Below are 13,389 nucleotides of genomic sequence, written 5' to 3'. Positions count from 1 at the left end.
GCCGAGGCGCCCCCTTGCGCGACGCAATCAGGGTGCCCCGGCCGTCAATCCGATTACCGCGAATACAATTCGACGATCAGGCTTTCGTTGATATCGCCAGCGATGTCGCTGCGTTCCGGCTTGCTCTTGAACGTGCCTTCGAACTTCTTCGAATCGACAGCGACCCAGCTCGGCAGACCGCCTTGCTCAGCCAACGACAGCGCTTCGAGAATACGCGCTTGCTTCTTGGCCTGTTCGCGCACCGCAACCACATCACCTGCCTTAACCTGCAGCGACGGGATGTTGGTGACAACGCCATTCACCGTGATCGCCTTGTGACCGACGAGCTGACGCGCTTCAGCGCGCGTCGAGCCGAAGCCCATGCGATACACGACGTTGTCGAGACGCGACTCGAGCAATTGCAGCAGGTTTTCACCCGTGTTGCCCTTGAGGCGGTCGGCTTCAGCGAAGTAACGGCGGAACTGGCGCTCGAGAACGCCGTAGATGCGCTTCACTTTTTGCTTTTCGCGCAGCTGCGTGCCGTAGTCGGACGTACGGGCACCCGAGGTGCGGCCATGTTGGCCGGGCTTGCTGTCAAGCTTGCACTTGTCAGCCAGCGAACGACGGGCGCTCTTCAGGAAGAGGTCAGTGCCTTCACGGCGGGACAGCTTGGCCTTAGGGCCGATATAACGTGCCACGTTGATTCCTTCTATGATTGATCACGCGAACTCGCGTTCACGCTAGTCCGAACCCTTTGGGTCGAACGGTGGGCTTAGTCAATTCAATAACGCAAGCAGCCCGTCGTCGCCGGCACATAACCCGGCGGCAACAGGCGCTAGCGAAACAAGCGTCTTAGATACGACGACGCTTCGGCGGACGGCAGCCGTTGTGCGGTACCGGCGTCACGTCGGAGATCGCGGTGATCTTGATACCAAGACCATGCAACGCGCGCACCGCGGACTCACGGCCAGGGCCAGGGCCCTTGATCCGCACTTCGAGGTTCTTCACGCCGTATTCCATCGCCACGCGGCCAGCCGATTCGGCTGCCACCTGGGCTGCAAACGGGGTCGATTTACGCGAACCCTTGAAGCCCTGACCGCCCGACGTTGCCCAGGCGAGTGCATTGCCTTGACGATCGGTGATCGTGATGATGGTGTTGTTGAACGACGCGTGAACGTGAACCACGCCCTCGGCGACGTTCTTCTTGACCTTCTTGCGAACGCGTTGCGCCGCGGAGTTGTTCGAAGCCTTAGCCATTACGTTTTCCTGTAACTGTCAGTTCCGCTTACTTCTTCAGCGATTGCGCTGCACGACGCGGACCCTTGCGCGTACGGGCATTCGTACGCGTGCGTTGGCCACGCAGGGGCAAGCCCTTACGATGACGCACGCCACGATAGCAGCCCAGATCCATCAGCCGCTTGATGTTCATCGTCGTTTCACGGCGAAGATCGCCTTCAACGATGAACTTGCCGACTTCTTCACGCAGCTTTTCGAGGTCTGCGTCGTTCAGGTCCTTGACCTTCTTCGAAAATGCCACACCAGCAGCGACGCAAATGTCGCGCGAGCGCGTGCGGCCAATACCGTAAATTGCCGTCAGGCCAATTTCGGTATGCTGGTGATTCGGGATGTTAACCCCTGCGATACGAGCCATTGTTTTTCCTCAAACAAAAAGCGCAAGCAAAAGCGCGGCGTTCAGCCTTGACGCTGTTTGTGGCGCGGATCAGAGCTGCAAATCACGCGCACAACGCCTTTGCGCTTGATGATCTTGCAATTGCGGCAAATGCGCTTAACCGATGCCATCACTTTCATGATATTACCCTTTTTTCAAATCACTTCGCCCGGAACACGATCCGCGCACGCGACAGATCGTAAGGCGTCAATTCAACCGTCACCTTGTCGCCCGGCAGGATTCGGATGTAGTGCATCCGCATCTTGCCGGATATGTGTCCCAATACGACATGGCCGTTTTCCAGCTTCACCCTGAAGGTAGCATTAGGCAGGTTTTCGATGACTTCACCCTGCATCTGGATCACATCGTCTTTGGCCATAAGTCCTTTCAACGCATCGGGACGCCGCCGCCTTTGAAATTGGCTTTCTTCAGCAGCGATTCATACTGTTGCGACATAACGTACGACTGCACCTGCGCCATGAAATCCATTGTGACGACGACAATGATCAGCAGCGACGTTCCACCAAAATAAAACGGCACGTTCCAGCGCAGCACCAGAAATTCGGGCAGCAGACACACGAACACGATGTAGATCGCACCGGCCAGCGTCAGACGCGTGAGGATGCGGTCGATATATCGAGCCGTCTGATCGCCCGGGCGAATACCTGGGACGAAAGCGCCGCTCTTCTTCAGGTTGTCGGCCGTTTCCCTGCTGTTGAACACCAATGCGGTGTAGAAAAAGCAGAAGAAAACGATCGCCAACGCGTACAACAACACATACACAGGTTGACCGGGCTTAAGGGCGTCGGCCACGTTATGCAGCGTGTCTGCGAACCAGCTGTTACGCGACCCTGAACTGAACCAGTTCAGGATAGTTGCCGGGAAGAGAATGATCGACGATGCAAAGATCGGCGGAATCACGCCCGACATGTTCAGCTTCAGCGGCAGATGTGACGACTGCCCGCCGTAAATCTTGTTCCCGACTTGCCGCTTCGCATAGTTCACAAGGATCTTGCGCTGGCCGCGTTCGATGAACACCACCAGATAAGTCACAGCAGCAATCAGTGCAACCACAATAATCGCGGAGATCGGACCCATCGAGCCGGTTCGCACCAGTTCGAACAAGCCGCCGATTGCATTCGGGAAACCCGCCGCAATCCCGCCGAAAATAATGATCGAGATACCGTTGCCAAGCCCGCGCTCCGTGATCTGCTCACCCAGCCACATCAGGAACATCGTGCCAGTCACTAGCGTTACGACCGTTGTCAGCCGGAACACCATACCCGGATCGATCACAAGGCCTGGCTGGTTCTCAAGCGCTACGGCAATGCCGAACGCCTGGAACGTCGCCAGCAGGACCGTAAAGACACGCGTGTACTGCGTAATCTTCCGTTGACCCGCCTGCCCTTCTTTCTTCAGCGCTTCCATTTGCGGCGAGACGATCGCCAGCAACTGCATGATGATCGACGCCGAAATATACGGCATGATCCCAAGCGCGAAAATCGTGAACCGCGAAAGTGCGCCACCCGAGAACATGTTGAACATGCCAAGGATGCCACCCGACTGGCTTTGGAACAGCTTTGCCAGTTGGTCCGGATCAATACCCGGAACCGGAATATGCGCGCCGATACGGTAGACGACCAGCGCCAGCAGCAGGAACACTGCACGCCGACGCAGATCACCGAACTTCGCCGCGCTTCGACCGGGTTTTGCGAGACTCGGGCTGTTAGCCAAGTAGCTTCTCCGATGCAAATGCTAGTGACGGCAAACGACTTGCACGTTACTCGGCAAAGGAGCCGCCAGCTGCTTCAATCGCAGCGCGCGCACCCTTCGTCGCACCCAGACCCTTCACAACGATCTTGCGCTTCAGTTCGCCCGTCGCGATGATCTTGGCGCTCTTGATCAGTTCGCCGACCAGGCCGGCTTGCTTCAGAGCCAACAGATCGATTTCGTCGACCGGCAGCTTTTCCAGATCCGACAGACGTACTTCACCGACGAATTCCTTCGTCAGCGAGGTGAAGCCCCGCTTCGGCAGGCGACGTTGCAGCGGCATTTGACCGCCTTCGAAGCCAACCTTGTGGAAGCCGCCCGAACGCGACTTCTGACCCTTGTGACCACGGCCAGCCGTCTTGCCGAGGCCCGAACCGATACCACGACCCACGCGACGCTTTGCGTGCTTCGAGCCTTCGGCCGGCTTCAGGTTATTCAATTCCATTATCAACTCCTTGAGTCCTGGTCAGCCGCTTAGCTGATGACCTTAACGAGGTACGAAACCTTGTTGATCATGCCGCGCACAGCCGGCGTGTCCTGCAACTCGCTGACCGAGTTGAGTCGGCGCAGGCCCAGGCCACGCACCGTTGCACGGTGCGTTTCACGGGTGCCGATCAGGCTCTTGACGAGCTGGACCTTGACAGTTTTATCAGACATGGTGTCCACCTTAGCCCAGAATATCTTCGACGGACTTGCCGCGCTTCGCCGCGATGTCGCCCGGCGTCGACTGCTTGCGCAGACCGTCGAGCGTTGCACGAACGAGGTTGTACGGGTTCGTCGAACCGTGGCTCTTAGCAACCACGTTTTGCACGCCCATCACGTCGAACACCGCGCGCATCGGCCCACCAGCGATCACGCCCGTACCATCCTTCGCCGGGGCGAGGAGGACTGCGGATGCGCCGTGCTTACCGTGCACTTCGTGTTGCAACGTACCATTCTTCAGCGGTACCTTGAACATGTTGCGACGAGCTTGTTCCATTGCCTTTTGAACAGCAACCGGAACTTCCTTCGCTTTGCCCTTGCCCATGCCGATGCGGCCATCGCCGTCGCCAACCACGGTCAGTGCGGCAAAACCGAGAATCCGGCCGCCCTTCACAACCTTGGTCACGCGGTTGACCGAAATCATCTTTTCGCGCAGGCCGTCGTCGCGTTCGTCAGCCTGAACTTTCGCTTGCATCTTTGCCATGACGAATTCTTCCCTTAGAACTTGAGTCCGGCTTCGCGCGCCGCATCAGCCAGCGCTTTCACGCGGCCGTGGTAACGGAAACCCGAACGGTCGAAGGCGACGGATTCGATGCCGGCAGCCTTAGCCTTTTCTGCAATGCGCTTGCCAATCAGCGTAGCAGCAGCAACGTTGCCACCCTTGCCGGTCTGATCAGCCAGTTGCGCACGCACTTCGGCTTCGAGCGTCGACGCGCTGGCGAGCACCTTGGTGCCGCACGGCGAGAACACTTGCGCATAGATGTGCGTGTTCGTGCGATGCACGGCGAGACGCGCGACCTGCAGCTCAGCGATCTTGATACGCGTCTGACGAGCGCGGCGCAGGCGAGATTGAGTCTTATCCATGATTGCGCACCCTTACTTCTTCTTCGTTTCTTTGAGGATCACAACCTCGTTGGCGTAACGCACACCCTTGCCCTTGTAGGGCTCCGGCGGGCGATAGCCGCGCACTTCTGCAGCGACCTGGCCAACTTGTTGCTTATTGATCCCCTTGATCACGATTTCGGTTTGCGTCGGGGTTTCAGCCTTGACGCCTTCCGGCATCTGGTGCACCACAGGGTGCGAGAAACCCAGCGACAGGTTCAGCTTGTCGCCTTGCGCTTGTGCGCGGTAACCGACGCCAACCAGCGTCAGCTTGCGCTCGAAACCCTTCGTCACGCCGTTCACCATGTTCGCAACTAGTGCGCGCATCGTGCCCGACATCGCGTTCGCTTCGCGGCTTTCGTCAACCGGCTCGAACTTCAGCGTGCCGTTGTCATTCACCACTTTTACGAGGCGGTTTGCAGCTTGCGTAATCGTGCCCAGCGGACCCTTGACGGTGATGCGTTCGTCGCTCAGGGCCACTTCCGCACCTTGCAGCACGATCGGGCTTTTACCTACTCGAGACATGTTTCTCTCCTTTCGGCCTTAAGCGACGTAGCAGATGACTTCGCCGCCAACGCCCGTAGCGCGCGCCTTGCGATCCGTCATCACGCCCTTCGGCGTCGACACGATTGCCACGCCGAGGCCATTCATGACCACGGGGATGTCGTTACGGCCGCGGTACACACGCAGACCAGGCTTCGAGACGCGTTCAATGCGCTCGATGACCGGACGGCCAGCGTAGTACTTCAACACGATGTTCAATTCCGACTTCGCACCTTCAGACTTCACTGCGAAATCGTCGATATAGCCTTCGTCCTTCAGGACCTGCGCGATCGCAACCTTCACTTTCGACGAGGGCATTTGCACCGAAACCTTCTCAACCATCTGCGCATTGCGGATGCGAGTCAGCATATCGGCGATAGGATCACTCATGCTCATTTACGTTTCTCCTATTACCAGCTCGCCTTGGTCAGGCCAGGGATCTCGCCGCGGAACGCGATTTCGCGAATCTTGTTACGCGCCAGCCCGAATTTACGGAACGTGCCGCGCGGGCGACCGGTAATTGCGCAACGGTTGCGCTTACGGGTCGGATTAGAGTTGCGCGGCAGTTGTTGCAGTTCGAGACGGGCTGCGTAGTGCTCTTCGTCCGACTTGCTCATATCGCCAATGATCGCCTTCAACTCGTTACGCTTGGGAGCGTACTTTGCAGCGAGGCGAGCACGCTTCTTTTCACGTTCGATCAGTGCCAGTTTAGCCACGGTAACCTCAGTTTCTGAACGGGAACTTGAAGCTGGCGAGCAGAGCCTTTGCTTCGTCGTCGGTCTTCGCAGTTGTCGTGATGCTGATATTCAGCCCACGCAGTGCGTCGATCTTGTCGTAGTCGATTTCGGGGAAAATGATCTGCTCTTTCACACCGATGTTGTAGTTGCCGCGACCATCGAACGCACGACCCGACACGCCACGGAAGTCGCGCACACGGGGGAGCGCAACCGTCACGAAACGGTCCAAAAATTCGTACATTGCCTGACCACGCAACGTGACCATTGCACCGATCGGATAGCCCTGACGGATCTTGAAGCCAGCGATTGCCTTGCGTGCCTTCGTGATCACCGGCTTCTGGCCTGCGATCTTCGTCAGGTCGCCAACGGCGTTTTCGATGATCTTCTTGTCAGCAACCGCTTCGCCAAGGCCCATGTTCAGGGTGATCTTGGTGATGCGCGGCACTTCCATCACGGACTTGTAACCGAACTTCTCGATGAGGCCGGGTACAACCTTTTCTTTGTAAAACTCTTGCAAACGAGCCATTTTTTTACTCCGCAGCGTCAGGCGCTCAGCTCGGCACCGGTCGTCTTAAGGAAACGGACTTTCTTGTCTCCTTCGACCTTGATGCCTACACGCGATGCCTTGCCATTCGCGTCGACCAATGCGACGTTCGAAATTTGCAGCGGCATCGTCTTGGCTTCCACGCCGCCCGTCGTACCCTTCATCGGGTTCGGCTTGACATGCTTCTTGACGAGGTTGATGCCCTCGACCGTCACATGGTTCTCGCCAACGGACAGCACGATGCCGCGCTTGCCCTTGTCCTTGCCGGTGATGACGATAACTTCGTCACCTTTGCGAATCTTGTTCATCGCGACTCCTTACAGCACTTCCGGTGCCAGCGAAACGATCTTCATGAATCGTTCGCTACGCAACTCGCGCGTGACAGGCCCGAAAATACGGGTGCCAATAGGTTCGAGCTTGGCATTCAACAACACAGCGGCGTTGCCATCGAACTTGATCAGCGAGCCGTCTTGACGACGAACGCCCTTGGCGGTACGAACCACCACGGCGTTATAAATTTCGCCTTTCTTCACGCGCCCGCGCGGCGTTGCCTCTTTGACGGTCACCTTGATGATGTCGCCAATGCTGGCATAACGACGCTTCGAGCCGCCGAGCACCTTGATGCACATGACTTCACGCGCACCCGTGTTGTCGGCCACTTCAAGCCGAGTTTCGGTCTGGATCATGGTTTATCTTTCCCAACTTAATCCGGTCACACCACCATGGCGTACCCGGTCAGTCTTGGTCCCGTCAGCCAATCGGCTGCTTGGGTTAGAACAGCAGCGACGGCAAACGAAACCCGCCATCGCAATCCGGTGAATCCTTCGGAACAGACTGGCGCCTGAACCGCTTCCCCCACCAACTTCGCCCGCGACGGGGCTCCCACAAAGAGGGAAGACCGAGATTATAACAAATAATCTCGGTCTTGCAAGCGAAACTTACTGCGATTTCAACTACTTCTACAACATGCGGCGTCAGATGACGCGAGCAGCCTCGACCAGGCGAGCCACAACCCAAGCTTTCGTCTTAGAAATCGGACGCGTTTCCTGGATTTCAACGAGGTCGCCCTCGTTGTACGTATTCGCATCGTCGTGCGCGTGGTACTTCTTCGAACGCACGACGTACTTGCCGTAGATCGGGTGCTTCACGCGGTGCTCAACCAGCACGGTGACCGTCTTGTCCATCTTGTTGCTGACGACCTTGCCGACCAGCGTCCGCTTGAGCGAGGTTTTTACGCTATCGTTCATTTCTGGTTCGCCTTCTCAGTCAGGACGGTCCGCACACGTGCGATGTCGCGACGAACCTTCTTCAGCTGGCTCGTGTTCGTGAGCTGCTGGGTCGCGAGTTGCATGCGCAGGCCGAATTGCGCCTTCAACAGGTCCGACAGCTCCTTGTTGAGCGCGGCCTGATCTTTCTGGTGAAGTTCGGAAGCCTTCATCATTTGCTCCTTAGGCGCCGAGCTGGCGGACGATAACGGTCGTCTTGAGCGGCAGCTTCGCTGCAGCCAGACGGAACGCTTCGCGTGCCAGTTCTTCGGTTACGCCGTCCATTTCGTACAGCATCTTGCCCGGTTGAATCTCTGCGACGTAGTACTCAGGGTTACCTTTACCGTTACCCATACGTACTTCAGCCGGCTTGTGCGAGATCGGCTTGTCCGGGAAGATGCGGATCCAGATACGGCCACCACGCTTGATGTGACGGGTCATTGCACGACGCGCCGCTTCAATCTGGCGCGCGGTCAAACGACCACGACCGATAGCCTTCAGACCGTATTCACCGAACGACACCGCGTTGCCGCGGGTGGCGATACCGGTGTTACGACCCTTCTGCTCTTTGCGATACTTTCTGCGTTTCGGTTGCAGCATCGTTATTCTCCAGTCTTCCCGTCACCGCCGGCACCGCCAGCACGACGGGGGGCGCCACGGCGTGCACCTGCCGGACCACCACCTTCACCATCGCGACGCGGACGGCGATCGCCACCCGGACGTGCGTTGCGGCGCGGACGCTTTTCTTCGGCGACTTCTTCAACCACCGGTGCGTCGTTGCGGCCGAGCGTATCGCCCTTGTAGACCCACACCTTCACGCCGATGATGCCGTACGTCGTCTTCGCTTCCGAAGTCGCGTAGTCGATGTCAGCGCGCAGCGTGTGAAGAGGCACGCGACCTTCGCGATACCACTCCGTACGAGCGATTTCGATGCCGTTCAGACGGCCAGCGCTCATGATCTTGATGCCTTGAGCACCCAGACGCATTGCGTTTTGCATTGCACGCTTCATCGCGCGACGGAACATAATCCGGCGCTCGAGCTGTTGCGTGATCGAATCGGCGATCAGTTGCGCATCGGTTTCCGGCTTGCGGATTTCTTCGATGTTGACGTGGACCGGAACGCCCATGCGGCGTTGCAGTTCCGACTTCAGCAGCTCGATATCCTCGCCCTTCTTACCGATGACTACACCCGGACGCGAGCTATAAATCGTGATGCGCGCGTTCTTCGCCGGACGCTCGATAACGACGCGGCCAACCGAAGCGTTCTTCAGCTTCTTCTTCAGGTATTCACGTACACCGATGTCTTCCTGCAACATCGCCGCGAAATTGTTGTTGTTCGCGTACCAACGCGACGCCCAATTGCGGCTGACGGCCAAACGGAAGCCAGTCGGATGAATTTTCTGTCCCATCGTATGACCCCTTAATTCCCGACCGTCACAGTGATGTGACAGGATTGCTTCTCGATGCGGTTACCGCGGCCTTTAGCGCGCGCGGTAAAACGCTTGAGAGACGCAGCCTTGTCGACGTAGATGCTCGTAATCTTGAGCTCGTCGATATCGGCGCCTTCGTTGTGCTCCGCATTCGCGATCGCCGACAGCACGACCTTTTTCACGATTCCCGCAGCCTTCTTCGGCGAGAACGTCAGGACGTTCAGCGCCTTGTCGACCGGCAAACCGCGGATCTGGTCAGCCACAAGGCGCGTTTTCTGCGCCGAGATGCGGGCACCGCGATGAATTGCTTTCACTTCCATCATGAGCCCCTTATTTCTTAGCCTTCTTGTCGGCTGCGTGACCCTTGAACGTACGGGTCAAAGCAAACTCGCCAAGCTTGTGGCCGACCATGTTTTCCGAGATGTACACCGGAACGTGTTGACGGCCGTTGTGCACGGCAATCGTCAGACCGATGAAATCCGGCAGAATCGTCGAACGACGCGACCAGGTTTTGATCGGCTTCTTATCACGCGAAGCTGCAGCCGCCTCAACTTTCTTCAGCAAATGGGCGTCGCAGAACGGACCTTTTTTTACAGAACGTGCCATTGCCTACTCCTTAACGCTTGTGACGGCGCTGGACGATCATGCTCGTCGTGCGCTTGTTGCTGCGGGTACGATAACCCTTCGTAGGCGTGCCCCACGGGCTCACCGGGTCGCGACCTGCAGCCGTCTTGCCTTCACCACCGCCGTGCGGGTGATCGACCGGGTTCATTGCAACGCCACGCACCGTCGGGCGGATACCGCGCCAGCGGTTTGCGCCAGCCTTACCGATTTGACGGAGGCTATGCTCTTCGTTGCCAACTTCACCAATCGTCGCGCGGCATTCAACGTGAACGCGGCGGATTTCACCCGAGCGCAGGCGGACCTGTGCGTAGGTACCTTCACGAGCCAGCAGCATCGCCGACGTACCAGCCGAACGCGCCATTTGCGCGCCCTTGCCCGGCAGCATTTCGATGCAGTGAATCGTCGTACCGACCGGAATATTGCGGATCGGCAGCGTGTTGCCTGCACGGATCGGCGCTTCCGAACCGGACATCAGTTGCTGGCCGACGGCAATGCCCTTCGGTGCAATGATGTAACGGCGCTCGCCGTCTGCGTACAGAACCAGCGCGATGTTCGCGCTACGGTTCGGATCGTACTCGAGACGTTCGACCTTGGCCGGAATGCCATCCTTCGTGCGACGGAAGTCGACGACACGATAGTGTTGCTTATGACCACCGCCCTTATGGCGCGTGGTGATGTGGCCGTTGTTGTTACGGCCGGCGGTCGAGGACTGCGAGTCGAGCAGCGGTGCGAACGGCTTGCCCTTGTGCAGATCCTTGTTGACCACCTTGACCATCGCGCGGCGACCCGGCGAAGTCGGCTTAACTTTAACGATTGCCATGATTACTTGGCCTCCGCTTCAAAGTTGATTTCCTGACCGGGCTTCAGGCAGACGTAGGCCTTCTTCACGTCCTTGCGCTTGCCCATGAAGCGGCCAAAGCGCTTGGCTTTACCCTTCGAGACCAGCACGTTGACGGAATCGACTTCCACCTTGAACATCAGCTCAACAGCGGCCTTCACTTCCTGCTTCGTGGCATCGGGCGCGACTTCGAACACAACTTGCTCGTTCTTGTCGGCCACCAGCGTCGCCTTTTCGGAGATCACCGGCGCGAGCAGGACCTGCATCAAACGATGATCGTTCTTGCGAATCTCGCTCATGACAGCAACTCCTCGATCTGGGCGACCGCAGCCTTCGTGATCAGGATCTTCTTGAAGTAGATCAGCGACAGCGGGTCGGCGTAACGCGGCTCGACAACTGCCACATGGGCGAGGTTGCGCGACGCGAGGTACAGGTTTTCGTCAACCGTGTCGGTAATGACCAGCACGGATTCGAGACCCATCGCCTTGAATTTTTCGGCCAGCAGCTTCGTCTTCGGCGCTTCGAGCGTCAACTCGTCAACCACCGAGATGCGGCCTTCGCGAGCCAGCTGCGAGAAGATCGAGCAGAGACCTGCGCGATGCATCTTCTTGTTAACCTTGTGCGAAAAGTTTTCTTCCGGGGAATTCGGGAAGATACGGCCACCGCCGCGCCACAACGGGCTCGACGACATACCGGCACGGGCGCGACCCGTACCCTTTTGACGCCACGGCTTCTTGGTCGTGTGCTTGACTTGCTCACGGTCCTTCTGCGCGCGGTTACCGCTGCGTGCGTTAGCCTGGTAGGCCACCACAACCTGGTGAATCAGGGCTTCGTTGTAATCACGGCCGAACACGACGTCCGACGCGCTAACAGCTGCGCCTTCCTGACCATTGGCATTCAGGAGCTTAAGTTCCATTATTTCGCTCCTTTCACGGCGCGCGTCTTCACGGCCGGCGTCACGAAAACCTTGCCGCCCTTAGCACCCGGCACGGCACCCTTGACCAGCAACAGCTTGCGGTCGGCGTCGATACGAGCGATTTCGAGGTTTTGCACGGTTACCGTATCGTCACCCATGTGACCGGTCATGCGCTTACCCGGGAAAACACGACCCGGATCCTGCGCCATACCGATCGAACCCGGCACGTTGTGCGAGCGCGAGTTACCGTGCGATGCACGGCCGGATGCGAAGTTGTAACGCTTGATGGTACCGGCGTAGCCCTTACCGATCGACACGCCTTGCACGTCGACCTTCTGGCCTACTTCGAACAGTTCGGGACCCACCACGGTGCCGTTCGACAACTCGGCAGCCTTAGCGGCATCGATCTGGAATTCTTTGAGGATTTCACCGGCTTGAACACCGGCTTTGGCGAGATGACCTGCCAGCGGCTTCGTCACGCGCGATGCACGGCGCGTACCGAATGCAACCTGAACGGCCGTGTAGCCATCGGTTTCCACAGTCTTGATCTGCGTCACGCGGTTGTCGGACACGTCCAGAACGGTGACGGGAATCGAATCCCCTTCAGCCGTAAAGATACGGGTCATGCCAACCTTGCGACCTACGAGTCCAAGGCTCATCGTTTTCTCCATTCCCGACTGCGATTGGTCGGGGCTAATTTACAAAATGCCGGCGCTTTTCAAGCTGAAGCACGCCGACTTTTTTGCGCAAATGCGCGAAAAGCCTTGCATTATAGCGAGGCTTTTCGTTTTCCGCAAGCAATCAATGACTTAGCGATGTCTAGCGGACCGAACATCGCCTCAAAGCCTTACTGCAGCTTGATTTCGACGTCCACACCAGCCGGCAGATCGAGCTTCATCAGTGCGTCGACGGTCTTGTCCGTCGGGTCAACGATGTCCATCAGGCGTTGGTGGGTACGGATTTCGAGCTGGTCGCGCGACGTCTTGTTGACGTGCGGCGAACGCAGGATGTCGAAACGCTGAATGCGGGTCGGCAGGGGCACCGGACCACGAACGATTGCGCCAGTCCGCTTCGCCGTGTCGACGATCTCAGCTGCCGATTGATCGATCAGGCGATAGTCGAAAGCTTTCAGACGAATGCGGATTTTCTGGTTCTGCATGACGATTCCTTGGAAAGAGCGAGGCGATATTGCATCGCCAAATATAAAAAGAGCGTAGGGTCGGACACGCGCTGAGGGCGGGCGCCCGACCCCGGGCACCATCTACTGCAAATTACTGCAACCGCGAACCCTCGATTTTACTCGAGAATCTTGGCAACGACACCTGCACCGACGGTACGGCCACCTTCACGGATAGCGAAGCGCAGACCTTCTTCCATCGCGATCGGGTTGATCAGCTTCACCGTGATCGACACGTTGTCGCCCGGCATGACCATTTCCTTGTCCTTCGGCAGCTCGATCGAGCCCGTCACGTCCGTCGTACGGAAGTAGA

Annotated in this window: 27 protein-coding genes and 1 pseudogene; all 28 read right to left on the bottom strand. The window is 57.9% G+C overall.

The genetic code is table 11. From position 1 onward, the window contains the following. Nucleotides 1–53: 53 nt before the first annotated feature. Nucleotides 54–677 carry a 30S ribosomal protein S4 gene (rpsD, locus tag P3T40_RS41095; RefSeq protein WP_074262694.1) on the bottom strand — a complete coding sequence of 208 codons (624 nt, stop codon included), beginning with the start codon at nucleotides 675–677 and terminating at the stop codon, nucleotides 54–56. 154 nt (nucleotides 678–831) lie between these two features. Further along, nucleotides 832–1,236 (bottom strand): 30S ribosomal protein S11, encoded by a 405-nt coding sequence (gene rpsK, locus P3T40_RS41090; protein ID WP_006052224.1) that lies wholly within the window; start codon nucleotides 1,234–1,236, stop codon nucleotides 832–834. 28 nt (nucleotides 1,237–1,264) lie between these two features. Further along, complete coding sequence (gene rpsM / locus P3T40_RS41085; protein ID WP_006052223.1) at nucleotides 1,265–1,630, bottom strand: 30S ribosomal protein S13; 366 nt, start codon at nucleotides 1,628–1,630, stop codon at nucleotides 1,265–1,267. Between the two features lie 41 nt (nucleotides 1,631–1,671). Beyond that, a complete protein-coding gene (rpmJ, locus tag P3T40_RS41080; protein ID WP_004199844.1) occupies nucleotides 1,672–1,788 on the bottom strand; it encodes a 50S ribosomal protein L36 in 117 nt (38 codons plus the stop codon). 20 nt (nucleotides 1,789–1,808) lie between these two features. Continuing rightward, nucleotides 1,809–2,027, bottom strand: coding sequence for a translation initiation factor IF-1 (gene infA / locus P3T40_RS41075; protein ID WP_004521905.1), 219 nt, complete (start codon nucleotides 2,025–2,027; stop codon nucleotides 1,809–1,811). 8 nt (nucleotides 2,028–2,035) lie between these two features. Beyond that, entirely contained in the window at nucleotides 2,036–3,382 is a 1,347-nt protein-coding gene (gene secY / locus P3T40_RS41070) for a preprotein translocase subunit SecY (RefSeq protein ID WP_429273396.1), read from the bottom strand. Between the two features lie 46 nt (nucleotides 3,383–3,428). Beyond that, nucleotides 3,429–3,863 carry a 50S ribosomal protein L15 gene (gene rplO, locus P3T40_RS41065; RefSeq protein WP_074301421.1) on the bottom strand — a complete coding sequence of 145 codons (435 nt, stop codon included), beginning with the start codon at nucleotides 3,861–3,863 and terminating at the stop codon, nucleotides 3,429–3,431. A gap of 29 nt (nucleotides 3,864–3,892) precedes the next feature. Continuing rightward, nucleotides 3,893–4,075: a 50S ribosomal protein L30 gene (gene rpmD / locus P3T40_RS41060; RefSeq protein ID WP_007180126.1), complete on the bottom strand. Its 183-nt coding sequence runs from the start codon at nucleotides 4,073–4,075 to the stop codon at nucleotides 3,893–3,895. Between the two features lie 10 nt (nucleotides 4,076–4,085). Further along, entirely contained in the window at nucleotides 4,086–4,604 is a 519-nt protein-coding gene (rpsE, locus tag P3T40_RS41055) for a 30S ribosomal protein S5 (RefSeq protein ID WP_007180127.1), read from the bottom strand. A gap of 14 nt (nucleotides 4,605–4,618) precedes the next feature. Beyond that, on the bottom strand, nucleotides 4,619–4,984 hold the full coding sequence (gene rplR / locus P3T40_RS41050; RefSeq protein WP_006052218.1) for a 50S ribosomal protein L18: 366 nt from the start codon (nucleotides 4,982–4,984) through the stop codon (nucleotides 4,619–4,621). Nucleotides 4,985–4,996: 12 nt separating this feature from the next. Beyond that, nucleotides 4,997–5,527: a 50S ribosomal protein L6 gene (gene rplF, locus P3T40_RS41045; RefSeq protein WP_074301420.1), complete on the bottom strand. Its 531-nt coding sequence runs from the start codon at nucleotides 5,525–5,527 to the stop codon at nucleotides 4,997–4,999. A gap of 18 nt (nucleotides 5,528–5,545) precedes the next feature. Next, entirely contained in the window at nucleotides 5,546–5,941 is a 396-nt protein-coding gene (rpsH, locus tag P3T40_RS41040) for a 30S ribosomal protein S8 (protein WP_074262699.1), read from the bottom strand. A 14-nt stretch (nucleotides 5,942–5,955) separates the two neighbouring features. Then, on the bottom strand, nucleotides 5,956–6,261 hold the full coding sequence (rpsN, locus tag P3T40_RS41035) for a 30S ribosomal protein S14 (protein WP_074262700.1): 306 nt from the start codon (nucleotides 6,259–6,261) through the stop codon (nucleotides 5,956–5,958). 7 nt (nucleotides 6,262–6,268) lie between these two features. After that, the gene (gene rplE, locus P3T40_RS41030; protein WP_006052214.1) at nucleotides 6,269–6,808 is read right to left on the bottom strand and encodes a 50S ribosomal protein L5; all 540 of its coding nucleotides are present in this window, start codon (nucleotides 6,806–6,808) and stop codon (nucleotides 6,269–6,271) included. A gap of 17 nt (nucleotides 6,809–6,825) precedes the next feature. After that, entirely contained in the window at nucleotides 6,826–7,134 is a 309-nt protein-coding gene (gene rplX / locus P3T40_RS41025) for a 50S ribosomal protein L24 (RefSeq protein ID WP_074262701.1), read from the bottom strand. A gap of 9 nt (nucleotides 7,135–7,143) precedes the next feature. Continuing rightward, a complete protein-coding gene (gene rplN / locus P3T40_RS41020; protein ID WP_006052212.1) occupies nucleotides 7,144–7,512 on the bottom strand; it encodes a 50S ribosomal protein L14 in 369 nt (122 codons plus the stop codon). Nucleotides 7,513–7,800: 288 nt separating this feature from the next. Further along, on the bottom strand, nucleotides 7,801–8,073 hold the full coding sequence (rpsQ, locus tag P3T40_RS41015) for a 30S ribosomal protein S17 (RefSeq protein ID WP_007180129.1): 273 nt from the start codon (nucleotides 8,071–8,073) through the stop codon (nucleotides 7,801–7,803). After that, the gene (gene rpmC / locus P3T40_RS41010) at nucleotides 8,070–8,264 is read right to left on the bottom strand and encodes a 50S ribosomal protein L29 (protein WP_007180130.1); all 195 of its coding nucleotides are present in this window, start codon (nucleotides 8,262–8,264) and stop codon (nucleotides 8,070–8,072) included. Before rpmC ends, rpsQ begins: the two co-directional genes overlap by 4 nt. Before the next feature lie 10 nt (nucleotides 8,265–8,274). Continuing rightward, nucleotides 8,275–8,691 (bottom strand): 50S ribosomal protein L16, encoded by a 417-nt coding sequence (gene rplP, locus P3T40_RS41005; protein WP_074262702.1) that lies wholly within the window; start codon nucleotides 8,689–8,691, stop codon nucleotides 8,275–8,277. 2 nt (nucleotides 8,692–8,693) lie between these two features. Next, a complete protein-coding gene (rpsC, locus tag P3T40_RS41000; protein ID WP_020070582.1) occupies nucleotides 8,694–9,500 on the bottom strand; it encodes a 30S ribosomal protein S3 in 807 nt (268 codons plus the stop codon). 11 nt (nucleotides 9,501–9,511) lie between these two features. Beyond that, the gene (gene rplV / locus P3T40_RS40995) at nucleotides 9,512–9,844 is read right to left on the bottom strand and encodes a 50S ribosomal protein L22 (RefSeq protein WP_208449389.1); all 333 of its coding nucleotides are present in this window, start codon (nucleotides 9,842–9,844) and stop codon (nucleotides 9,512–9,514) included. A 7-nt stretch (nucleotides 9,845–9,851) separates the two neighbouring features. Next, on the bottom strand, nucleotides 9,852–10,127 hold the full coding sequence (gene rpsS / locus P3T40_RS40990; protein WP_004199273.1) for a 30S ribosomal protein S19: 276 nt from the start codon (nucleotides 10,125–10,127) through the stop codon (nucleotides 9,852–9,854). A 10-nt stretch (nucleotides 10,128–10,137) separates the two neighbouring features. Beyond that, on the bottom strand, nucleotides 10,138–10,965 hold the full coding sequence (gene rplB, locus P3T40_RS40985; protein ID WP_429273395.1) for a 50S ribosomal protein L2: 828 nt from the start codon (nucleotides 10,963–10,965) through the stop codon (nucleotides 10,138–10,140). A 2-nt stretch (nucleotides 10,966–10,967) separates the two neighbouring features. Next, a complete protein-coding gene (gene rplW, locus P3T40_RS40980; protein WP_074262705.1) occupies nucleotides 10,968–11,282 on the bottom strand; it encodes a 50S ribosomal protein L23 in 315 nt (104 codons plus the stop codon). Continuing rightward, entirely contained in the window at nucleotides 11,279–11,899 is a 621-nt protein-coding gene (gene rplD, locus P3T40_RS40975; RefSeq protein WP_074262706.1) for a 50S ribosomal protein L4, read from the bottom strand. The genes rplW and rplD overlap by 4 nt, the downstream gene beginning before the upstream one ends. Further along, nucleotides 11,899–12,558 (bottom strand): 50S ribosomal protein L3, encoded by a 660-nt coding sequence (gene rplC / locus P3T40_RS40970; protein WP_074301417.1) that lies wholly within the window; start codon nucleotides 12,556–12,558, stop codon nucleotides 11,899–11,901. Before rplC ends, rplD begins: the two co-directional genes overlap by 1 nt. Nucleotides 12,559–12,746: 188 nt before the next feature. After that, nucleotides 12,747–13,058, bottom strand: coding sequence for a 30S ribosomal protein S10 (rpsJ, locus tag P3T40_RS40965; RefSeq protein WP_006998489.1), 312 nt, complete (start codon nucleotides 13,056–13,058; stop codon nucleotides 12,747–12,749). Between the two features lie 137 nt (nucleotides 13,059–13,195). Then, nucleotides 13,196–13,389: pseudogene (gene tuf / locus P3T40_RS40960) on the bottom strand (elongation factor Tu); the annotation flags it as partial.

Source organism: Paraburkholderia sp. EB58, assembly GCF_050436665.1.
GTDB lineage: Bacteria > Pseudomonadota > Gammaproteobacteria > Burkholderiales > Burkholderiaceae > Paraburkholderia.
Note: the sequence above shows the minus strand (reverse complement) of the source record. Positions and strands in the feature narration are given on the sequence as shown.